We start from the raw sequence: 22,217 nt of genomic DNA, 5'->3' as shown, positions 1-22,217 counted from the left end.
AAAAAGCTGCTTTTTTGTCATCTTTGTGACGGCAAATTACCAGCTCCCGCTGAATCCCCCAGGTCTTGATCGAAGCAAGGGTAGGTCGGTCGTAGCGGTGAATTTGCCATTTTTTTGTTATAAAAATCTGACCTATGAAATTTTTTATCGACACAGCTAATTTAGCTCAAATCAAGGAAGCACAAGATTTAGGTGTTTTGGACGGCGTTACAACGAACCCATCCTTAATGGCTAAAGAGGGAATCACAGGAAAAGACAACGTTTTACGTCATTACAAAGCAATTTGTGATATCGTAGATGGCGATGTTTCTGCGGAGGTAATTGCGACTGATTATGAAGGAATGATTCGCGAAGGCGAAGAATTAGCGGAGCTGGACGATAAAATCGTAGTTAAGATTCCCATGATCAAGGACGGTATTAAAGCCTTGAAATATTTTTCAGAAAGAGGGATTAAAACGAATTGCACCTTAGTTTTTTCAGCAGGTCAAGCTTTGCTTGCGGCTAAAGCAGGTGCAACTTACGTTTCCCCTTTCATCGGTCGTTTAGATGATATTTCATTCGACGGGATTGAATTGATTGAGCAAATTCGTTTAATCTATGACAATTACGAATTTGATACCCAAATCTTAGCGGCCTCTGTTCGTCACCCAATGCACATCATCAAATGCGCTGAAGCGGCAGCTGATGTGATGACAGGTCCTTTATCTGCGATGTTAGCTTTATTAAAGCATCCATTAACTGATAACGGATTAGCTCAATTTTTAGCGGATCACGCGAAAGCAAACTCCTAATTAAAAAAGCCATTTCTATGTCTGTTTTATCTTTTGAACAAGTAACAATTTCACAGGAAGGTGTCAACACACTGGAAGACATTAATTTAACGATTAATGAAGGAGATTTTTATTATTTAATTGGTAAGACTGGTAGCGGTAAAAGTACCTTCTTCCGTAGCATTATTGCTGAATTAGGTATTCAGTCAGGTATTGCTTCGGTGGCAGGTTATTCATTGAACACTATCAAGCGTTCGGAAGTGCCTTACTTACGTCGTAAATTGGGTTTTGTATTCCAAGACTTTCAATTGCTGACGGACCGGAATGTGGAGAAGAATCTTTCTTTCGTTCTAGAGGCCACCGGACAAACGAATAAAGAGGAGATTCGCTTTAAGATTGAAGAGGTTTTAGCTCGGGTGGGTATGAGTTCTGCTATTTCAAAGCGTATTCACCGTTTATCTGGGGGAGAACAACAACGTATTTGTATTGCACGTGCCATCTTGAATAATCCCGTATTATTGTTAGCTGATGAGCCTACAGGTCACTTAGATCCAGAAGTTTCGTTAGAAATTATGCAATTATTCAAGGAGTTGAATCAAAGCGGAATGGCCATCATTATGGCTAGTCACGATTATAACACGATGACCAAGGTTCCTGGCCAAATTCTCAAATGTGAAGGGGGTAAAATCTTTCCTGTTTCCAGCCTTTAGTTATTTTCCGGTATAATAAACCACTGGAATGATACATTCCTCCAGTGAAATTCCTCCGTGTTGGAAGGTGTTTCGGTAATGGTTTACATATTGATTATAATTGTTTGGATAGGCAAACAGATTATCCTCTTTGGCGAAAACATAGGTCGTTGAAACATTCGGTTTAGGCAAGAAAATATTCTCAGGCTTTCGGCAAACCATCATTTTATTCGCCGTATCCCAATTCAAATTCTTTCCCTGTTTGTAGCGCAAATTCGTATTGGTATGGCGATCTCCTACAATTTTAATGGGGTTTTGAACGCGTATCATTCCATGATCTGTTGTGATGATGACACGTCCTTTTTTCTCTGCAATCTTCTTCAATAAATCAAAAAGAGGGGAGTGCTGGAACCAGCTAGCGGTCAAACTTCTATAAGCCGATTCGTCGGGAGCTAGTTCCTTAATCATCGCCATATCTGTTCTGGCATGCGAAAGCATATCCACGAAATTATAGACGATGACATTCAAATCATTGGTGGCTAATTTGTTGAAATTATCCACTAATTGTTTGCCTTGGTATTGGTGTACAATTTTATGGTAAGAGCTTTTTGCGTTGATTTTAAGTCGTTTCAATTGCTCTTGTAGGTAAAATTCTTCCTGCTTGTTAAACCCTTCTTCGTCCTCTGAATCCCCTACGTCATACACCCATTTATCTGGGTAGTTTTTCGCGATTTCGGAAGGCATCATGCCCGCAAAGATGGAATTTCTGGCATAAGCCGTGGTAGTAGGCAGGATGGAATAATACTTGTTTTCAGACTCTAATCGGAAGTATTCCTGAATGTATTTATCCAGGGTTTTCCATTGGTCAAAACGTAAGTTGTCTATGAGGATAAAATAGAGTGGGCTTTTGTCGTTTAGTTTAGGAAAAACATGTTTGCGCATCATTAGATGCGATAAGATGGGGGTGTCAGCGTCGGGCCTTTGCAACCAATCTTCGTAGTTTTTCTCAATAAACTTGCTAAAATGGGCGTTGGCTTCATTTTTCTGATTGTTCAAAACTTCTGCCATCGACTTGTTTTCCGTCGTATCGATTTCGAGTTCCCAATAAACGAGTTTCTCGTAAATGTCTGACCACTCTTTGGCATTCAAACGATCCTGGTACTGCATCGACAAGGCTAAGAACTCCTGCTGATAAGTGATATTCGTTTTGCCTTCTTCGAGTCTCTTTTTATCAAAAATACGTTTAACGGAAAGTAATAATTGATTCGGATTCAGGGGTTTAATTAAGTAATCAGCGATTTTAGAACCGATGGCATCTTCCATCAATTCCTCCTCCTCTGATTTAGTAATCATAATCACCGGTAGATTAGGCCTGATTTTTTTAATGTGCAGCAATACCTCTAATCCTGACATACCCGGCATATTTTCATCTAAAAATAAGATGTCGAATTTCTGCGTTTCTACTAATTCAAGTGCATCTGATCCGGAATTCACGGTAAATACTTCATAACCTTTGCTCTCTAAAAACAAGATGTAGGGTTTCAATAAATCGATTTCATCGTCTGCCCAAAGTATTTTATACGTCATTGTTCAATTATTTACCGTTCGAGCCTAAAATTAGCTAATTTTACTTCGACATCCATGTTAATATATGTTATTAGATCAACCCGTTCAATTCACACAAACCGCGAAAGATAATTTGCGATTAATCGCCTTTCCGGAACCCTTTTTGCGGGTGGGAATGCGCGGTGGAACCTGCGGAGGTACTTATGTACTCGGTTTTGATTCAAAAACAGAAAATGACGAGGAATACCTAATTGAGGAAATACCGGTCATTATTGATCGAAGACAATTACTTTTTGTCCTGGGAACGGAAATTTCTTATGAAGCCCAAGGCAATGGTTTTTTTCTCCATAAACCCGTGAAAAAATGAAATTTGCAGCCATCGACATCGGTTCTAATGCCGCCCGCCTTCAAATATCTAGTGTCCTAGAAAACGAGGGTGTCATTAGTTTTAAGCGAATTGAATACGTTCGTTTCGCTTTGCGTTTAGGTCATGATGTATTCTCCGATGGGTTGATTTCACCAGAATCTGAGGTGCGTATTTTTAAATTATTACATGCCTATAAATTATTGATGGACCTGCATGAGGTGAAGGATTACGCCATTTGTGCGACCTCAGCGATGCGAGAGGCCTCTAATTCTGCGGAGATTATTACGCGTATCCATAAGATTTTGGATATGAAAATTCAGTTGATTGATGGTAGCAGAGAGGCAGAGTTAATTAATGATGTGGTAGTTCAATCTCTGCATCCGAAGAAAAATTATTTGCACATTGATGTGGGTGGGGGTAGTACGGAACTGAATATCTACCGTAACCGAGAGAAATTAGCCTCTAAATCATTTAAAATCGGCTCTGTTCGTCTTTTGGAAGGAACAGAAAAGGAGGGTGATTGGGAAAAAATGCGTAATTGGATTACCACACAAAAACAGCTGATTCCGGGTGAAATGGAAGCCATTGGAACCGGAGGTAACATTGCTAAATTATTTAACCTATCGAAGCCAGCTGCCGAGGAGAAGTCCATGACTTTTGATACCTTATTTGAAATGGCAGCCTATGTAGGTTCTTTTTCATTCGAGGATCGCGTAAATAAGTTGCGGTTGAATACGGACAGGGCTGATGTAATTGTGCCAGCCGCTTCTATCTATCTGACTGCGATGGAGTTAGGTGGCTGTAAGTCTATTTTGGTGCCAGACTTGGGTTTAAAAGATGGTATTCTCCAAATGTTGTACGATCGCTATCTCAATCGCAAGAAATAGTTATTTCTCAATTCGGTATACGAGTCCCATGGATAGGATTTGAGAAAACTGCCAATTAGGATCTTGGTCGTAGTCACGGAAAAGCACCATCTGGAGATTCGTGCTCACATACTTGTTCACTTTCATAGTGACATTCGCATCTAAGCGATGCACGATGCTGTTCGATAAGGTTAATCGAAAATAGTCGATTAAGGCGGAATAACGGGCTTTTACATTGATATTTTCCCAAACATCCTTGTCAATGTTCACTAGGTATTGGAACACAAATTGGTTACGAATATTGTCACCTGGCTTTTCCAAACCATACAAACCGGCTCTGGAAATTTCTTGATCAAAAACAAAGGTTTGGCGCAAACTACCAATACCGATTCGCGTATAAAAGGATTTGTCCGGATGGTATTCGAGGCCCATGGAAGAGGTCAAATAGGCAGGAGCAAAGAGGCTAGAAATCAAGGAATCGACTGGAACGCCAGCTTTGTTTTTCTTGCCATATTCATAGCCATTAAAGAACTGTGTTTGGAAGTTCGTAGAGCCATAAAAATCCCACTTAGGACTAATTCGGTAACCCGCTTTAAATTCGTAGGCAATGCGGTCGATGTTTTTGCGAAGACTTTGGGTACGGTTTTGGAGAAAACCAACTTGCAAATTAAGGTCAGAGTTTAAACGCCAAGACTCATTGGATACATTCGCGGTATGATTTAAATACCAACCAATGGCCAAAGTATTAGTCCCTCCACCTTTCCAGTTATCGCTGAAACTAGATTGATTTAGGTTAATTCCTGAAGTCATCACTTGCTTCCATTTATTTGCTGTAGAATCCGCCTTTGACTCCCCCAAAATGGGACTTAAAGTGGATAGAAAGCAAAAAATGACGAGGGTAATTAACTTCATGAAGCAAAGGTACGAAAAAGCTGTTTCAATGGTCTATTTTCCTGTGGATAAACGGATCTGTCCTGAAAAGGCCTCCGAAGGAGCAAGCTCAATTAGCCCGTCGCCTGTATTAAAAGCATCGGTATTTGCTGTCATGGGCTCAATGGCCACAGAGCTAAAACCTTCCGGTTGGAAGACCACTAGGAAAGGAAATAAAATAGAAGATTGCTCTAAAATCAGCCTTTTTTGATGTTTGGTATCAATGAATTCGGTGCGATGAATTTCCATTGGTTCTAAACGAAATACGTGATCAATTTTATCCGTACTGAATTTAAATTGTTGTTTTCCGTTCAGATTTTCCTCTTTTAATGGAATCATTTGGGAGTCAGATAAAAATCGGCTGATGGGTTTAAAGTTAATCTCTAAGTCGTCTACTTTCGTTTCGGGGAAGCTGAAATAGGGATGCCATCCACAGGCGAATGGAAGGGGGCCTTCGCCCGTATTTAGTGCTTCAAATGTCACTTCTAATGCTCGTGAATCTGTTAAGGTGTAGGTGTATTGGAATTGAAAAGGGAAGGGGTAATTAGGTTCCTCCCCCTTATATTCGTGCATTAAAGTGATGGATGAACTTGATTGCTTAACGATAGTAAAGGACTTTCTAGCTAATAGACCATGAATGGCGTTGCCTAATGCGGGCTCATTGATGGGTAATTGGTAGTTTTTGCCTTTAAAGGAATAATTGCCATTGCGAACTCGATTAACCCACGGAGTTAAGAGGGCAGATGGATGGTATGGATTGCTTTCTAGTGGATGATTTTTGCTTCCAGGTAGATCAATGAGGGATAAGCCTGCTAGATGTAGTTCGATTAAGCTAGCCCCCGTTTGCGCCTGGATGACCGCATAATCCCCGATTGAATTGCTAATTTTTATTTCCATAGAGTTTTCACTTCGATGCCCATTCCATACAGGGCAAAATCATATTTTACAGGGTCAGTTGGATCTAATTCCCGTAAGGTATTCGTTAATGCCAAAGCCGTTTTCCAGTTAGCCTTCTCCTCTTTCATCAATCCTAATTGTCCTGCCGTGCGCATTGCGTGCACATCGAGTGGACAAACTAATTGAGCTGGTTTTATGCTATTCCAAAGTCCAAAATCAACTCCCGCCTCATCTTTTCTAACCATCCAGCGTAGAAACATGTTGATTCTTTTACAGGCTGAATTTTTCAACGGTGATGCAATGTGCTTCTTCGTTCGCTCAGGAGACCATTCTGAATCGAAAAAATAGTGGTAGAACCCATTCAAGCCATTTTCTATCGTCACGTCCTCTGGACTTAATCCTTTGGTAAACGCTGATTCTAAGGAATTAGTATGTGAATAATGCCGTTTAAAAAAATCAATAAAATAGAGGGTGTCAGAGTATTGAAATGTTCGGTGTTTAAAGGATTCAAATCGCTTTAAATCGGCATCCTGATGATGTAGAATGAAATCATAGGGAGCGCCATCCATCAAATTAATGAGGGTATGGGCATTCTGAAGAATCGTTTTTCGTTGTCCCCAGGCTAATATCGCCACCCAAAAGCCCATAATTTCTTTGTCTTGTAAACGACTAAAGGAATGAGGAATTTGAATAGGATCGTGCTCAATAAAGCGCGGATGATTGAAAAAAGCGAATTTCTCGTCTAAGATGGTCGCAATTTTTTCTGAAATCATTTTCGGCTAAAAAAGGCGATGATTCTGGATGGAAAAGAGAAAAGCCAAACCAATACAGTAACTACAGTCGAGAATACCGCAATAAAGGGGTAGGATAAAATAAAGAATATTTCAAAAACTACGTGTCCAGCCGTAATAGGTCTCTTTCTTTTGTTCATTACTGTAATAAATAGGAGATTTCAGCTCTCACGCGTTTGTCTACCGCATTCAATTTTTCAAAAGCCTTAGGCGAGAGTTTGATGATTACTTTGCTGTCACCACCTGGTAAACGTCCGATAACTTTTACCCAAATACTTTGGTTGTTCGTTAAGTTTTTTACTAAAACCAATGTTCCAATAGGGGCTGTGCGATGAAGTGCTAAGAATTTACCTGAATTGTCCGGTACATCGATTAGTTCCGCAATACCCGTTTCGATTTTCTTTTTGATGTCTTCTGGCCCTTTTTCTTTGGCAGGTGCTTCGGAAACTGGAGCAGGAGCAGCAGCAGGAGCTGTAGCGGCTACCGTTGTTTCAGCAGGTAATAAACTCGTTTTATCCACTGCAATAGTCGATTTTGAGCCTGAAGGATCTGAAACAATTAAACGCTGACCCTCTTGTAAACGATCAGATGTCAAGTTATTCCATTTGCGCAATTCCGCCATGGTTACTTTGTGCATGTTCGCCACTGAAAGTAAACCCTGCTTAGGTGCTACAATGTGTATTTCAGCCTCTTTAGGGGTCTCAGCCACTTTTTCCTCTACTACTTTAGGTGCAGGATTGCTTTCCTCTAAGTAATGAAGTGGGATGTAAAGAATTTCTCCGGTTTTAACAGGAATTTCGATAGCTGCATTAGCCGATTTGAATTCTGTCAGGGATAAGTTATAGCGTTTTAAAATGGAGAATAGGGATTGTTTAGGTCCTACTTTGAATAGCAAAAATGTCTTATTGTTTTCCTTTTTTAATCCTAGGGAATCAAGCGTAGTAGCCTTTGCTGCAAGATTTAAACCTAATAAAAAGGCAATTAGTAGAGTTAATTTATAATTTTTCATAAATCACAAGTTTGATTTTGTCCTTCACAAAAATTAATTGGTCATTAAGTAAAGTAAAGGTATGGTAACCGATGGCATCTCCTTCTGCGATTAGTTCTAGAACTAAGGTCTCGAAGGCTAAATTGCAAACCCGAAGGTAATTTTTCCAGCCATTATCGTAAAGATAATAAGAAAATAATAGCTTATCCTCACCTTCAAAATAATCTATTCCCTTCGCTATATTTTCGTTGAATTGTTGCTTGAAAAAAGTTTGGAAGTCTTTGAAATAATCTTGGCTTTCTTCGTAATGCTGCGGGGTTTGAAAGCGAAAAGGGCTCTCTGTGATTAGAGGCCTCGGTTTTTCCTCTTTCAAAAGTGCTACCGGCCGCAGAGAATAGGTCTGAATCGATTCGATGCCCGGATTTTTTGACTGCTGTAATTTGATAAAAATGGCCTCTTTTTCGTCGCCAGAGTGGAAGTTTAATTGGGCATAATCTGCGGGAGCTTTACCTAATAGTTCCACTTTTTTTGAACTTAGTTCGCAGGAATGCCAAAATGCCTCCCCATTTCCTCTCGTTTCGATCCATAAACGTGGTTCTTCAGGTGTTCCCCAGTAGCGGATACTCCAGATAGGTTCAGAAAAGGAATGTTCGAAAAATGCGGGCAAAGGGTCGAAAGTTTGGAAATTATGTGCAAATTTGGCAAAATTCTATCGAAAAAACGTATTAAATATGCTGCACGGCAAAAAAGTAGCCGCGATTATTCCGGCTCGTTTCGCATCCACCCGATTTCCAGGAAAGCCCTTAGTTGACTTAGGTGGAAAGCCGATGATTCAGCGTACCTATGAGCGCGTGAAAGCAGTCAAAGGCTTCGATCGAATTATAATTGCTACAGATGATCAGCGAATATATGATGCAGCTCAGGGATTCAATGCTGAGGTGATGATGACGTCATCGGAGCATCTGACTGGAACGGATCGTTGCGCAGAAGTACTGAGTAGACTGGGCGAATCGGTAGATTATGTGGTAAATATCCAAGGGGATGAGCCATTCATCGAGCCAGCACAATTAGAAGAAGTGGCGGTTGGTTTCAGCTCTGGAGCCCCTATTTTGACCTTAATTAAGAAAATTACAGACTCAGAAACGCTATTTAACGTCAATACCCCGAAAGTGGTCTGCGATGAAGAAGGAAATGCGCTCTATTTTTCTCGGCAAACGATACCCTTTTTGAGAGGGGTGGAGCCGTCAACATGGTTGAATAAGCATACATTTTTCAAGCATATCGGTTTATATGCCTATCGGGCTGATATTTTACCAGGTTTAAGTGCCTTAAAGCCGACGAGTTTAGAGCTCGCAGAATCACTAGAACAATTGCGTTGGATTCAAAATGGCGTTCAAATTAAGGCCATTGAAACGCAATTTGAAACGATAGGAATTGATTCCCCGGAAGATCTAGAAAAAATTCAAAAAATGGGCCTCATTTAGCCTGAAAAGCGGTATATTTGCTAGATTTTTGGCATAAACATCAGCCCAAAGATCTTCTATACAGATGCAAAGACCGAATATAAAAGACGTATTACGCGAAAAGATTTTAGTTCTTGACGGCGCAATGGGTTCTTTAATCCAACAATACAATTTAACGGATGCCGATTACCGCGGCGAACGATTCAAAAATTTCCCACACGAGGTAAAAGGAAATAACGATTTATTATCGATCACTCGTCCAGATGTGATCAAGGAAATTCACGCGAAATACTTTACGGCTGGTGCTGATATCGCCGAGACAAATACCTTCTCAGGTACGTCTATTGCTATGGCGGACTACCACATGGAGGATTTGGTATATGAATTAAACTACGAATCCGCTAAAATTGCACGGGAAGTAGCGGATGAATTTACGGCAAAGGATCCGTCGAAACCACGTTACGTTGCAGGGTCGATTGGGCCTACGAATCGTACACTTTCTTTATCACCTGATGTAAACGATCCGGGTTATAGAGCCGTTACTTTTGATGAATTAGTTATTGCTTATACCGAGCAAATACATGGTTTAGTAGAGGGAGGGGCAGATTTGCTTCTAGTAGAGACGATTTTTGATACCTTGAATGCGAAGGCTGCTTTGTATGCCATCGATCAGTATTTCAAACAACATCCATCGAAGCCATATCTTCCTGTAATGGTTTCTGGAACGATTACAGATGCATCTGGTCGTACCTTATCTGGCCAAACAACCGAAGCCTTCTTGACGTCCGTTTCTCACATGCCTTTACTTTCAGTAGGCTTAAACTGTGCTTTAGGCGCGGATTTAATGCGTCCTTATGTGAAGACCTTGAACGATAAATCCCCTTTCCTAGTTTCTGCTCACCCGAATGCGGGCTTGCCGAACGAAATGGGAGAATACGATCAATCTCCAGCTGAAATGGCCGTAATTATCGATGATTTCTTAGCAAATGGCTTCTTGAATATCATCGGTGGCTGTTGCGGTACAACCCCAGCGCATATTCACGCGATTGCAGAGGTGGCTGCGAAACACAAGCCACACGTAATTCCGGAGGAAAATGTGAATCAAAAACTATCCGGTTTAGAGCCTTTAGAAATTACGGAATTAACCAATTTCGTGAACGTAGGTGAGCGTTGCAATGTGACGGGTTCGAAGAAATTCGCGCGCTTAATTCGCGAGGAAAAATTTGAAGAAGCCATCGCAGTAGCTCGTGAGCAGGTGGATGGTGGTGCCCAAATCTTGGACATCAATATGGATGAGGGGATGATTGATGGTGTGAAGATGATGCCACAATTCTTGAATTTATTGATGGCTGAGCCAGATATCGCGCGTTTACCGATCATGATTGACTCCTCGAAATGGGAGGTAATCGAAGCCGGATTAAAGTGCGTTCAAGGTAAATCGGTCGTTAACTCCATCTCGTTGAAAGAAGGGGAGGAGAAGTTTATCGAATCAGCGAATAAGGTCAAAATGTACGGTGCATCTGTCGTGGTGATGGCATTTGATGAAACGGGACAGGCAGATTCTTACGAGCGTCGTATCGAAATTTGTAAAAGAGCTTATGATATTTTAGTGGATCAAGTGGGTTTCCCGGCTCAGGATATCATTTTTGATCCAAACATTTTAACAGTTGCTACTGGAATCGAAGAGCATAATAATTATGCAGTTGATTTTATTAAGGCGACAAAATGGATCAAAGAAAACCTGCCATATGCGAAAGTATCGGGTGGAGTCTCTAATATTTCCTTCTCTTTCCGGGGAAACGAATTAGTAAGAGAGGCGATGCACACGGTTTTCTTATACCATGCGATTAAAGCAGGCATGGATTTGGGTATCGTAAATGCCAGTCAATTAGGTGTTTATGATGACATCGATAAGACTTTGCGTGATTTATGTGAGGATGTTTTATTAAACAGAAATCCAGAATCGACGGAGAAATTAGTAGCCTATGCCGAGACAGTGAAGTCTGCTGGTAAAGAGCAAGTGGTGGATGATGCATGGAGAAAAGAATCGGTGAATAAGCGTTTAGAGCACGCCTTGATTAAAGGTTTGACCGAATTCATCGATGAGGATGTAGAAGAAGCTCGTCAATTAGTGGAGCGCCCGATTCAGGTAATCGAGGGTCCATTGATGGATGGAATGAACGTGGTGGGTGATTTGTTTGGGGAAGGAAAAATGTTCTTGCCTCAGGTAGTGAAGTCTGCGCGTGTCATGAAGAAGGCCGTAGCTTATTTATTGCCTTTTATTGAAGCAGAAAAGAAAGGGGGAGAAAGTTCTTCAGCTGGTAAGATTTTGATGGCGACCGTGAAAGGTGACGTTCATGATATTGGTAAAAACATCGTAGGCGTAGTATTAGCTTGTAATAATTACGAGGTAATTGACATCGGAGTGATGGTGCCTTGCGATAAAATTTTAGCCGCAGCGAAGGAGCATAATGTCGATATCATCGGTTTATCCGGTTTGATCACTCCGTCTTTAGATGAGATGGTGTATGTGGCCAAAGAAATGGAGCGCCTTGGTTTCAAAGTGCCTCTTTTAATTGGTGGAGCCACCACATCACGTATTCATACGGCGGTTAAAATAGATCCACATTATTCAGGTCCAGTTATTCACGTATTAGATGCTTCACGTTCTGTGCCGGTGGCGGGTCGTTTATTGCAAAGTGAATTAACTTCACAAGAAATCTTTACCGAGATTAAATCGGAATACGCGGAATTGAGAACGGCTCACGCTGCCCGTCAACAAGAAAAGAATTACTTATCCATCGATCAGGCTCGTGTAAAATCGAGTGGCATTGATTGGACTGGATTTAAAGCGAAAAAGCCGTCCTTCTTAGGCGTGAAGTATTTTGAGGATTATTCTTTGGAAGAAATTGCGAAATATATCGACTGGACTCCGTTTTTCTCGACGTGGCAATTGTCTGGTAAATACCCTCGTATTTTTGATAATGAGGTAGTAGGCAAAGAGGCGAAGAAATTATTTGATGATGCACAGGCTTTATTGAAGGAAATTATTGTGAATAAGTCACTTCAGGCTAAAGCTGCACTTGGTTTTTTCCCAGCTAACTCGCTAGGAGATGATATCATCTTGCACGATTATGTAGAGAAGGCTTTAGAGGTGGCTTGTGAAAAACATGGGTCACATCAGCAGGTATCCTATGAGATTCACACGAAAGATGAATCTTCTGACAAGAGTCAGTGGTTGCACCATTTACGTCAGCAAGGCCAAAAAGCGAGCACGCTTCCGAACCGTTGTTTGAGCGATTTCGTGGCACCGTTGAACTCAGGAGAAACAGATTATATCGGTGCTTTTGCGGTGACGACAGGTTTAGGAATCGAAGCGCTATTAGATAAATACGAGAAGGAGCATGATGATTATAACTCCATCATGGTGAAGGCATTAGCCGATCGTTTAGCCGAGGCTTTTGCGGAATTATTGCATGAGCGAGTGCGTAGAGAGTTTTGGGGGTATGCCTCAGAGGAGACATTGAGTAACGAAGATCTGATTGCGGAGAAATACCAAGGTATTCGTCCGGCACCGGGTTATCCGGCTTGTCCTGATCACACGGAGAAGAAGCGCTTGTTTGAGTTATTGGATGCGGAGAAGCAAATCGGGATTCAATTAACGGAGAGTTATGCGATGTATCCTGCCTCTGCGGTGTCAGGTTTCTACTTCTCACATCCGGAGAGTACGTATTTTGGTTTAGGTAAGATTGCCAAAGACCAAGTGACAGATTATGCGAAACGTAAAGGTATGTCCTTGGACGACGTAGAAAGATGGTTAAGCCCAGTTTTGAATTATGACTAAAATTACAAAATACTTTGAGGAAGCGGCTGGAAAAACACTTTTCTCGATTGAGATTATTCCACCGATGAAAGGTCAACATTTGGGCGAATTAATGTCGCACATTGAGCCTTTAATGGAGTTTAAGCCGCCATTTATCGAAGTGACTTACCACCGCGAGGAATACGTGGAAAAAGTTATTGACGGAGTTTCTAAGCGCATTCCGATTCGAAAGCGTCCAGGTACCTTAGGTATTTGCGCCTCTATCATGCAGCGATTTCAAATCGAAGCGGTTCCTCACGTAATTTGTGGTGGATTTACGAAAGAAGAGACGGAAGATTTCTTGATCGATTTACATTATTTAGGCATCGAAAATGCGCTTTTATTGCGAGGAGATCAAGAAAAAGGCGAAGCTCATTTTGTGCCTAAGCCAGGTGGTCATGCTTATGCAAATGAATTAGTAGAGCAAGTGGCAGCCATGAATCAAGGCATTTTATTGCACGAGGAAACGGAATCATTGCCTACTAATTTCTGCATTGGTGTCGCTGGTTATCCGGAGAAGCACATTGATGCGGTTTCTTTTGATCAGGACTTAATCTATTTGAAACAAAAGGTGGATGCTGGTGCGGATTATATCGTTACCCAGATGTTCTTCGATAATGCAAAGTATTTTGATTTCGTTAAAAAATGTAGAGAAATTGGCATTCAGGTTCCTATCATTCCAGGTTTAAAACCCTTAGCAACGGAACGTCAATTAGACATTTTGCCTGAAATCTTCCATTTAGAGATTCCATCTGTATTTGTAAATGAGGCGCGTAAATGTGCTAATAATGCCGCAATTAAGCAATTAGGAATTGAATGGGCAGTTCAACAAGGAAAAGAATTAATTCAAGCCGGAGTCCCAGCGCTTCATTTCTATACGATGAGCAAGTCCGATAGCGTGAGAGCTATCGCTGAAAAACTATTCTAATGAAGGTCTTAGTCTATGGTGCGAGTACGAACCCGAGTCGATATGCTTATATTGCTACAGAATTGCTTTTGCAGCACGGACATGAGGTTTCTTTAGTGGGAATTAAGAAAGGCGAGGTGCTAGGATTGACTATTCAGCAAGACCAACCTGTAGTAGAAGATATCGATACGGTTACTTTGTATGTAGGTCCTGCGAATCAGGAAGGGCTTTTGGATTACCTAAAGGCAGTAGCCCCAAGACGCGTTATATTTAATCCCGGAACGGAGAATCCGGAACTCGAAAGAGCATTAGATAAAGCGGGAATTCAAACAGAAGAGGCCTGCACGCTTGTTTTATTGCATACAGGCCAGTTTTAAGATTTATTGAGCTACTAACGTAAACTCAAATTCCTCCATAATTAAGTTCGCTAGCAATTTCTTGCAAGCATTCGTTACCACCTCATTTGCCTCAGCTTCTGATGCCGCTTCCACCATTAATGTAATATGCTTGCCGATACGAACGCCATCTACTTGGTTAATACCTAAGTTTTGTAAGCCAATAAGTACCGCTTTTCCCTGAGGGTCAAGGATTTCTTTTTGAGGCATTACGTTGATTTCAGCTAAGAATTTCATTATTTGTTGGGATTTAAAAGGAAAATAAGGCCGGAAAGAAGGATGTATGCGATCACTAAAACCGGAATTGCTGCAAATTTAAGCATAACAAGGGCAGCAATGCAAAAAATAAGGAAAATGAATTTTACTTGATTACTTTTCCAATCCCAAGTTTTGAATTTAAAGGCTAAAAGAGGCAATTCGCACACCAATAAATAACTCATCAACACGGCATAAATTAATAGGCCTTGGAAATGTAATATATAAGGACTGAATTCTGGTTGAAAACGTAGAATCAGTGGTAATGAAGCAATTAAAAGGCCGTTTGCTGGGGTAGGGACACCGATGAATTGATCGCTTTGGCGGGTATCAATATTGAATTTTGCCAAACGATAGGCAGACATTAAAGCCAAAGCAAAGACCATAAATGGCTTATAAAATCCGAATAGTCCCACCGTGCATTGTGATCCGCAACTTTGTTCCACTAAAGAAAACAAAATAAAGGCAGGTAAAACCCCGAAAGAGACCATGTCTGCTAAGGAATCTAATTCTTTACCTAGATCAGAATAAGCTTGTAAAGCACGGGCTAAAAAACCGTCGAAGAAATCACACACCAAGGAAATAAAAATGCAATAAGAGGCGCTCACTAAATCACCTTGCATTACGAACCAAAGTCCGATACATCCAGCCAGTAAATTGCCCAGCGTCAATAGGTTAGGGATTTCTTTTTTCATGCTTTTACGTAAGGATTAGACACTTTTTCATCACCTATCGTGGTGCTTCCGCCATGTCCCGGATACACAATCGTTGAATCGGGTAACGTATACAATTGCGTCTGAATGCTGTGAACTAAATCAGCGTGGTTGCAAAGGGGGAAGTCCGTTCTGCCAACACTTCTTCTAAATAAGACATCGCCATCAAATAATAAGCCTTCCTTTTCGAAATACAAAGCCACGTGGCCAGGTGCGTGTCCTGGAACAAATAAGATCTTGATTTCCATTTCACCTATTTGCAAGATCTGGTTATCCTCATACCAAACATCTACTTCAGAGGCTTGGTAATGCGGGAATCCATATACTTGAGCTCGATTTGCGGCATCTTTTAAAAGAGGCTCATCTTTCGGGTGCAAGTAAAACGGAATCTTATATTCTTGTCTGAAATATTCCACGCCTAACACATGATCGATGTGTGCATGAGTATTTAAGATGTGGGTTAATGTGATATTTTTTTCCTCTAGGAAGTTTTTTAACGTTTGGCGTTCTTCATAGGTATAACAACCAGGATCAACAATAATCCCGGTGCCATTTTCATCCCATATGATATAGGTATTTTCTTGAAATGGATTCAGCGTGAAGGCTTGGTGAAAAATCATATTATTTACCTAAAAGGAAGATACAAGGTTTTTTATGCAAATCGGGTTGCGATTTCGCCCAGTCGCTTGCTTTTTTTGTTTGGACAAAACCGGAGGGCGCCGTTATATCACAAGCAATGCAAATTAAGGAATCTGGCGCACATTGTGCAATTAGATCTTCTAATAAAGCATTGTTTCGATAGGGTGTTTCGATAAAGATTTGAGTTTGGCCCCACTTAGCCACATCGCGGTCTAGTTGTTCGATTTTACGAATGCGTGCAGCTTTATCGATGGGAAGGTAGCCGTTGAAGGCGAAACTTTGGCCAGAAAATCCTGATCCCATTAAGCCCAATAAGATGGAAGAGGGGCCTACTAAAGGTAAAACTTCGATTCCTTGTTGTTGTGCGATGGATACTGCCAAAGCACCAGGATCTGCCACCCCGGGGCAACCAGCTTCCGATATAACGCCGATATAATCGACTGCCACATGCTTTTTGTAGAAGTCGGTGACTGTTTTAGGCTGGGTGTCTTTGTCTAGTATTTCGAAAATCAAATCCTCAATCTGAATGCCTAGTTTCAATTCACTAATGAACCTCCTTGCTGTCCGGACATTTTCGACTAAAAAATGCTTTGTCTGCATTAATGCCGTTAAAATTTGTGGGCTTAATACCTCGGTTGAGGTATTTTCGGCAATCGGGCAAGGGATCAGAACTATTTTCATAAATACGATTGAAGCGCCTGTAAAAATAGCTCAGGCTGGTCTGCTTGCACCCAATGACCTGCACCTGGAATTTCTACCACCTCAAAATTAGGGAATAATTCTGCAATGTAGCGTTCATCTTCCGGTTGAATATAGTGTGAATCAGCCCCTTTAATGAATAGGGTTTCAGTCTCTGATGCATTCTTGACCCATAATTCATGACCGACCACATCGATATTTTTCGTAATCACTTTCAGGTTAATTCTCCAGGCAAATAGTTGTTCTGAATTGCGGTAGAGATTCTTTAATAAGAATTGACGAACTCCCTCTTTTTCCTCAAAGCGTTTCATATGCTCATTCGCGGCTTGACGACTTTCTAATGTAGTCAGGTCAATACTGTTTAAGCCCTCCAAAATATGTGTATGGTGTACGGGATAGAATTTAGGCGCAATATCCACGACTACTATCCGGCTAGCAATACCTGGATGCGTTAAATCGAATTGCATCACTACTTTACCGCCCATGCTATGACCGATGAGGATTGGATTTTCTAAGTTATGGTCTTGAATAAATTCCAAAAGATCCTCCGCCATTACCTGGTAATTAAAGGCATCATCCCAAGGCGATTGACCGTGGTTTCTTTGGTCCACTAAAAATACGCGGTGGTTTTCTGAGATGGCTTTTCCAAAACCAAGCCAGTTATCTGAGGTTCCGAAAATTCCGTGTAGAATAATAACCGGCGGTCCCGATTCTCCAAGTGCGCGATAGAATAATTTCATTAGGCTAAGTAAATGGCTTTTTCTTTTCGGTCTGTTAATTCGCCGATAGGACTTAATTCATACCCATTTTCGAACGCAAATGCTTCGAATTCAGCCGTATGTTCTGCTTCTACAGCGATTAATAAACCACCAGATGTTTGTGGGTCTGCACCTATACAGCGTTGACGCTCTGAAATATCTTCGCTCAAACGATCGCCATAGCTGGCTAAATTGCGCGCGGTTCCACCTGGGAAACACTTTTGGTCTAAATAATGATCAATATTAGGAAGCAAGGGTAGGTTTTCGAAGGCTATTTTAGCGCTCAAACCAGAGCCATCTGCCATCTCTACCAGGTGACCGAATAATCCAAAACCAGTTACATCCGTTAAAGATTTCACATAGGTTAAAGGTCCTAGTTTCTCACCAAAGCTATTTAAGGTACTCATCTGCTTTACTGCTCGGGCTAAATCGGCAGAGCTGACGATGCCGCGTTTTTGGCCTGTAGATAATATACCTACGCCTAGCGGCTTCGTTAAATATAAAATACAGTTTTTAGTTGCTGTATCATTCTGTTTTAAATGCTCTTTGCGCACTTTTCCCGTTACAGCTAATCCAAAAATGGGCTCAGGGGAATCAATGGAATGGCCACCTGCTAAAGGAATACCCGCCTCAGCACAAGCAGCACGTCCACCTTCTAATACCTGTGCCGCAATTTCTGGGGCTAATTTATCAATGGGCCAGCCTAAAATAGCAATCGCCATCAATGGACTTCCACCCATGGCATAGATATCGGAAATAGCATTCGTCGCTGCAATCTTACCAAAATCAAAGGGGTCATCCACAATAGGCATAAAGAAGTCCGTCGTCGAAATAACTGCTTCGCCATTTTGCCAATCAAATACGGCTGCATCATCCCGGCTCTCGTTTCCGACTAATAATAAGGGATGAGAGGCCTTAGGTTTATCTGATTTTAGGATTTTGTCCAAAATCTGAGGGGAAATTTTGCATCCGCAACCGGCACCGTGGCTGAATGAAGTTAATTTGATTTGTTCTGACATAGGGCATTTTTGGTCTACAAAAATATTCTTTAAATAATTAAAAATTAAGTTTCTGTTAAATAAATGCAGTTAATAGGACTATTAATGGCTCGCATTGTTAGATTATTGCAGGTTATTTGTCTTTTTATCCTAATTGTCAAGCCATTAAGCGTTTTATGGGCTAAATACTTTTTTGACTTATTTTGGAGTATTTGATTTTTCTCGTTTATTTTGTGCTATCATTTCTCAATTTATTTTATAACTAAATTCCAAATTTATGCAGAGAAGATTTATTACTAAATCTGTGTTGTTAGGAGCGTTTTTCGCGCTAATGATGGCACTTCCTATTGGGCAAGCCTTTGCTCAGGGGTCTACAACGTCCGCTTTGTCGGGTACTGTTGTGGATGAAAAAGGTGAAGGATTACCGGGTGCTACGGTGATCGCAATTCACGAGCCTACGGGTTCTCGTTACGGTGCATCTACTCGTGGAGATGGTCGTTACAACATCGTTAACATGCGTGTAGGTGGTCCTTATAAAGTGACTGTATCCTTCGTAGGTTACAAAGAATCTGTTCAATCAGGTATCTCATTGACGTTAGCTTCAGAACTTCGTCAAAACTTCAAATTGGAATTAAATCAATCTCAATTAGAAGAAGTGAAAGTCGTTGCTTCTCGTTCATCTGTGATTAACTCAGGTCGTACAGGTGCTGCTACAACGGTTTCAAACAGCTCAATCACTACTTTGCCAACGTTAAACCGTTCATTAGGTGATTTTGCTCGTTTAGATCCACGTGCAAACGGTTTGAACTTCGCTGGTCGTAATGCCCTATATAATAACGTAACGGTAGACGGCGCGTTCTTTAACAATGCGTTCGCTTTATCTCCTACGATTGGTGGTCAAGCGGGTGCTTCTCCCATCTCAGTTGATGCGATCGATCAGTTCCAAGTATTAATTGCTCCTTATGACGTTCGTCAAGGTATGGCAACAGGTGCGAACATCAACGTTGTAACTAAGTCAGGTACAAACGATTGGTCAGGTTCTGCTTACTATTTTGGTACAGACCAAAACCAAGTAGGTAACAAGATTGGTGATGTAGTTAACCAATATGGTAAGTTCCAAAGAGGACAATTCGGTGGTCGTATCGGTGGTGCGATCATTAAGAACAAATTATTTGTGTTCGGTTCATTTGAGCAAGAATTACAAACTCAGCCAGGTTCTAACTTCGTAGCTCGTCGCGCTGGTTCTACTGCTGGTAACCAATCGGTTGCAACAGTTGAGCAATTAGAAAGCATCAAAAGCTTATTGAAGTCGAAGTTTAACTACGATCCAGGTGCTTATGAGAATTATGACAGAGAGAATTATTCTCAAAAGGCGAACATTCGTTTAGACTGGAATATCTCAGACAAGCACAAGTTTAACTTAAAGTATAATTACTTACGTTCTTATGCAGATGTCTTACCATCTAACTCGGGATCTTTATCTGGAGGTCGTGCAGCATCTGCTACGGTATTACCTTTCCAAGGTTCATTATACCGTATCAACAACAACTTAGATTCGTACATTGCTGAATTGAACTCAACGTTCTCTTCTACAGTTGCAAACAACTTGACAGTAGGTTACACTCAAATGCGTGACTTCCGTCAATCTCCTGTAAACAACACTCCGTTCCCTACAGTTGATATCGGGAACAACAACCTAAATGAGTTGACTGCGTTTGGTTTCGAGCCTTTCTCTGCAAATAACTTGTTGGATTCAGATATTTTCCAAGCATCTGATAACTTAACGATCTATGCTGGCAAGCACGTATTCACTTTAGGAGCAGCGTATGAAACGAATGCATTTAGAAATGGTTTTGCTCCTAACTACTACGGAGGATACCAATTTAAGTCAGTTGATGACTTCATTGCTTCAGTTAATACAGGCGTATCTAATGCAGTTCAATACCAACAATCTTGGTCTAACTACTCGACTTTCCCATTTGCGGAAATGAAGGGTTATACAGCCTCTTTATATGCACAAGATGAATTTACAGCTGCCAAAGGCTTAAAATTAACTTTTGGCCTTCGTGCTGATGGTACTGGTTTCCCAATTGAAGCTGATGCTAAATACAATAACGCCTACGTTCCAAGTTTGACATTCCGTAATAATACGGTATTAAGAACAAATCAATTACCTGATTTTACTACTTTATGGTCTCCACGTTTCGGATTTAACTGGGATGTGAAAGATGACAAAACTACACAAGTACGTGGTGGTTTAGGTGTATTCTCTGGCCGTGTTCCTTACGTTTGGTTATCTAACCAATTGTCTAACAATGGGGTGTTATTTGGATCTGAGCGTTTGACAAATCCAACGAATCGTCCGTTCAATGCAAATGTAGACGCTTACCGTCCAGCAATTTCTTCGAACATTATTCCTACGTCTTATAACTTAGCAGTTACAGACCCTAACTTTAAATTCTCTCAAGTGTTCCGTGCGAACTTAGCAGTAGACAAGAGCTTAGGTAATGGCTGGTTAGTTTCATTAGAAGGTATCTACACAAAAGATATCAATGCAGTTTACTTAGAGAATGTGAACTTACCAGACTCTAAAGTGAAGGCAGTAGGTGCTGATAACCGTGTAATCTACTATACGCTAGGTACAAATGGTTTACCAAGTTCTACCAAAAACAACCAAATCTATGGTGGTACGAAAGGTTTAAATGCACCAGCTACAGGTAATACAGGTTTAAATCCAAATATCTCAGATGCAATCGTTATCAAGAATACACAATTAGGTTATTCTTATGCATTAACTGCAACGGTATCGAAAGCATTTGATAATGGTTTATTTGCTTCGTTATCTTATACGAACTCTGATTCTCGCTCTGTGAATGACGGTGGTTCAATCGCCCAATCACAATGGAGAGATCGTGTTGTATCAGGAGATCCAAATGAGAACGTTGCGTCTTATTCATCTTACATGCAATCGCACCGTTTCAACGCGTATGGTTCATACAAGTTGAACTACTTGAATGAGAAAGCTGCAACCACATTCGGATTTACTTATTCAGTAGCTCCAGCAGGTCGCTTCTCTTATACTTATTCAGGTGATATGAATGGTGATGGCCAAACGGCGAATGACTTAATGTACATTCCACGTGGTGAAGGTGAGATCATCTTAAAGGATAAAGTTATTTCCTATAACGTATCTCAGAAATTCACTTACACGGCTGCTCAACAATGGGCTGACTTAGATAAGTATATCTCTCAAGATGCTTATTTGAACTCTCGTCGTGGTCAATACGCTGAGCGTAATGGTGCTGAATTACCTTGGGCTGCTAACTTTGACTTCAAAGTAATCCAAGATTTCTACATCAACGTAGGTGGCAAGAAAAATACCTTACAATTTACTTTAGACGTATTTAACTTAGGTAACTATGTGTCTCCACAGTGGGGCTTAAATCAAACAGCTTTACGTGCTGGTTTATTATCTTACTTAGGTAATGATGCTACTACAGGTAAACCAACGTTTGAATTCCCTCACCGTTACCAAGGAAACCCAACATCATCTGTACCATTGACAGATTCATTCCAACGTAGCTTTGGTTTAGGATCAAGATGGCAAGCACAGTTTGGTGTACGTTATATCTTCAACTAAAATTGATTGGCTTCGCCAAATCAA

At 40.9% G+C, this 22,217-nt stretch carries 21 protein-coding genes; 9 read left to right on the top strand and 12 right to left on the bottom strand.

What is annotated here, in order from left to right; translation table 11 throughout:
* Positions 1 to 134: 134 nt before the first annotated feature.
* Both fsa and V7S74_RS03080 read left to right on the top strand, forming a co-directional pair.
* Positions 135 to 791: a fructose-6-phosphate aldolase gene (gene fsa / locus V7S74_RS03085; RefSeq protein ID WP_223130404.1), complete on the top strand. Its 657-nt coding sequence runs from the start codon at positions 135 to 137 to the stop codon at positions 789 to 791.
* A 17-nt stretch (positions 792 to 808) separates the two neighbouring features.
* Positions 809 to 1,480 carry a cell division ATP-binding protein FtsE gene (locus tag V7S74_RS03080; RefSeq protein ID WP_406777298.1) on the top strand — a complete coding sequence of 224 codons (672 nt, stop codon included), beginning with the start codon at positions 809 to 811 and terminating at the stop codon, positions 1,478 to 1,480.
* Here V7S74_RS03080 and porX read toward each other — a convergent pair whose 3' ends face one another.
* On the bottom strand, positions 1,481 to 3,046 hold the full coding sequence (gene porX, locus V7S74_RS03075; protein ID WP_406777297.1) for a T9SS response regulator signal transducer PorX: 1,566 nt from the start codon (positions 3,044 to 3,046) through the stop codon (positions 1,481 to 1,483).
* Positions 3,047 to 3,110: 64 nt separating this feature from the next.
* Between porX and V7S74_RS03070 the strand changes: the two genes are divergently transcribed.
* On the top strand, positions 3,111 to 3,392 hold the full coding sequence (locus V7S74_RS03070) for a HesB/IscA family protein (protein WP_406777296.1): 282 nt from the start codon (positions 3,111 to 3,113) through the stop codon (positions 3,390 to 3,392).
* On the top strand, positions 3,389 to 4,279 hold the full coding sequence (locus V7S74_RS03065; RefSeq protein WP_406777295.1) for a Ppx/GppA phosphatase family protein: 891 nt from the start codon (positions 3,389 to 3,391) through the stop codon (positions 4,277 to 4,279). Before V7S74_RS03070 ends, V7S74_RS03065 begins: the two co-directional genes overlap by 4 nt.
* Here the strand turns inward: V7S74_RS03065 and V7S74_RS03060 are convergent, their stop codons facing one another.
* From V7S74_RS03060 to V7S74_RS03040, 5 genes are all read right to left on the bottom strand, one after another.
* A complete protein-coding gene (locus V7S74_RS03060; RefSeq protein ID WP_406777294.1) occupies positions 4,280 to 5,170 on the bottom strand; it encodes a DUF3078 domain-containing protein in 891 nt (296 codons plus the stop codon).
* Between the two features lie 33 nt (positions 5,171 to 5,203).
* A complete protein-coding gene (locus tag V7S74_RS03055; protein WP_406777293.1) occupies positions 5,204 to 6,085 on the bottom strand; it encodes an aldose epimerase family protein in 882 nt (293 codons plus the stop codon).
* Complete coding sequence (locus V7S74_RS03050) at positions 6,076 to 6,858, bottom strand: TIGR02757 family protein (protein WP_406777292.1); 783 nt, start codon at positions 6,856 to 6,858, stop codon at positions 6,076 to 6,078. The genes V7S74_RS03055 and V7S74_RS03050 overlap by 10 nt, the downstream gene beginning before the upstream one ends.
* Before the next feature lie 157 nt (positions 6,859 to 7,015).
* Positions 7,016 to 7,885, bottom strand: coding sequence for a septal ring lytic transglycosylase RlpA family protein (locus V7S74_RS03045; protein ID WP_406777291.1), 870 nt, complete (start codon positions 7,883 to 7,885; stop codon positions 7,016 to 7,018).
* Complete coding sequence (locus V7S74_RS03040) at positions 7,872 to 8,531, bottom strand: hypothetical protein (RefSeq protein ID WP_406777290.1); 660 nt, start codon at positions 8,529 to 8,531, stop codon at positions 7,872 to 7,874. Before V7S74_RS03040 ends, V7S74_RS03045 begins: the two co-directional genes overlap by 14 nt.
* Before the next feature lie 64 nt (positions 8,532 to 8,595).
* Here V7S74_RS03040 and kdsB point away from each other — a divergent pair, with 64 nt between their 5' ends.
* The 4 genes from kdsB (at position 8,596) to V7S74_RS03020 (ending at position 14,473) form a co-directional block, all read left to right on the top strand.
* Positions 8,596 to 9,348 carry a 3-deoxy-manno-octulosonate cytidylyltransferase gene (kdsB, locus tag V7S74_RS03035; RefSeq protein ID WP_406777289.1) on the top strand — a complete coding sequence of 251 codons (753 nt, stop codon included), beginning with the start codon at positions 8,596 to 8,598 and terminating at the stop codon, positions 9,346 to 9,348.
* A gap of 64 nt (positions 9,349 to 9,412) precedes the next feature.
* Positions 9,413 to 13,171: a methionine synthase gene (gene metH, locus V7S74_RS03030; RefSeq protein ID WP_406777288.1), complete on the top strand. Its 3,759-nt coding sequence runs from the start codon at positions 9,413 to 9,415 to the stop codon at positions 13,169 to 13,171.
* Positions 13,164 to 14,117 carry a methylenetetrahydrofolate reductase [NAD(P)H] gene (gene metF / locus V7S74_RS03025; protein WP_406777287.1) on the top strand — a complete coding sequence of 318 codons (954 nt, stop codon included), beginning with the start codon at positions 13,164 to 13,166 and terminating at the stop codon, positions 14,115 to 14,117. Before metH ends, metF begins: the two co-directional genes overlap by 8 nt.
* Complete coding sequence (locus V7S74_RS03020; protein WP_406777286.1) at positions 14,117 to 14,473, top strand: CoA-binding protein; 357 nt, start codon at positions 14,117 to 14,119, stop codon at positions 14,471 to 14,473. Before metF ends, V7S74_RS03020 begins: the two co-directional genes overlap by 1 nt.
* 3 nt (positions 14,474 to 14,476) lie before the next feature.
* Here V7S74_RS03020 and purS read toward each other — a convergent pair whose 3' ends face one another.
* Genes purS through selD form a run of 6 tightly spaced genes read right to left on the bottom strand, consistent with a single transcriptional unit; the run spans position 14,477 to position 18,574 of the window.
* On the bottom strand, positions 14,477 to 14,728 hold the full coding sequence (gene purS / locus V7S74_RS03015; protein ID WP_406777285.1) for a phosphoribosylformylglycinamidine synthase subunit PurS: 252 nt from the start codon (positions 14,726 to 14,728) through the stop codon (positions 14,477 to 14,479).
* Positions 14,728 to 15,441 (bottom strand): CDP-diacylglycerol--serine O-phosphatidyltransferase, encoded by a 714-nt coding sequence (gene pssA / locus V7S74_RS03010; RefSeq protein ID WP_406777284.1) that lies wholly within the window; start codon positions 15,439 to 15,441, stop codon positions 14,728 to 14,730. Before pssA ends, purS begins: the two co-directional genes overlap by 1 nt.
* Positions 15,438 to 16,079 carry an MBL fold metallo-hydrolase gene (locus V7S74_RS03005; protein ID WP_406777283.1) on the bottom strand — a complete coding sequence of 214 codons (642 nt, stop codon included), beginning with the start codon at positions 16,077 to 16,079 and terminating at the stop codon, positions 15,438 to 15,440. Before V7S74_RS03005 ends, pssA begins: the two co-directional genes overlap by 4 nt.
* A gap of 1 nt (position 16,080) precedes the next feature.
* Positions 16,081 to 16,779: an SAM-dependent methyltransferase gene (locus tag V7S74_RS03000; protein WP_406777282.1), complete on the bottom strand. Its 699-nt coding sequence runs from the start codon at positions 16,777 to 16,779 to the stop codon at positions 16,081 to 16,083.
* Positions 16,776 to 17,537, bottom strand: a complete 762-nt coding sequence (locus V7S74_RS02995; protein WP_406777281.1) for an alpha/beta fold hydrolase — start codon at positions 17,535 to 17,537, stop codon at positions 16,776 to 16,778. The genes V7S74_RS03000 and V7S74_RS02995 overlap by 4 nt, the downstream gene beginning before the upstream one ends.
* A complete protein-coding gene (selD, locus tag V7S74_RS02990; protein ID WP_406777280.1) occupies positions 17,537 to 18,574 on the bottom strand; it encodes a selenide, water dikinase SelD in 1,038 nt (345 codons plus the stop codon). The genes V7S74_RS02995 and selD overlap by 1 nt, the downstream gene beginning before the upstream one ends.
* 256 nt (positions 18,575 to 18,830) lie before the next feature.
* Between selD and V7S74_RS02985 the strand changes: the two genes are divergently transcribed.
* On the top strand, positions 18,831 to 22,193 hold the full coding sequence (locus V7S74_RS02985; RefSeq protein ID WP_406777279.1) for a TonB-dependent receptor: 3,363 nt from the start codon (positions 18,831 to 18,833) through the stop codon (positions 22,191 to 22,193).
* Positions 22,194 to 22,217: the final 24 nt, after the last annotated feature.

This window comes from Aquirufa novilacunae (assembly GCF_045310505.1).
Taxonomy (GTDB): Bacteria; Bacteroidota; Bacteroidia; order Cytophagales; family Spirosomataceae; genus Aquirufa; species Aquirufa novilacunae.
This window is presented reverse-complemented; position numbering and strand designations above follow the sequence as displayed.